Genomic DNA, 331 nt, shown 5'->3' on the forward strand with positions numbered 1-331 from the left:
CACTTTCTAATCGACGTTCTTTCGCTGATCACTTTCAGCCCGCATACTGTTCGTGACGGAAATCCCCAAAGGAGACCATTATGAACAGAAATCGCTTCAGCGAAGAACAGATGTCAGCTCTGGCAGCCAATCCATACACAAAGGCTGTCTTTCCAACCACGCTCAAATTCACTGACGAATTCAAGGCCGAGTTCCTTCGCCTTTACAACCAGGGCTGCCTTCCACGGGAGATCTTTGTGAAGCTCGGATATGATCCGGCAATCATCGGGGAGAGCAGAATGTCCAACACTGCCTATCTCATCTCCCAGAGCCAGAAAAAGACCGGTGATAA

The 331-nt window shown here is 49.2% G+C and carries 1 protein-coding gene; it reads left to right on the top strand.

Annotated elements, in window-relative coordinates; all coding sequences use genetic code 11:
* Positions 1 to 80 precede the first annotated feature (80 nt).
* Positions 81 to 331 (top strand): HTH domain-containing protein (locus Afil_RS10815; protein WP_369413432.1); only part of this gene is annotated, 251 nt, incomplete at its 3' end.

The organism is Allobaculum fili, assembly GCF_020969955.1.
Lineage (GTDB): Bacteria > Bacillota_I > Bacilli_A > Erysipelotrichales > Erysipelotrichaceae > Allobaculum > Allobaculum fili.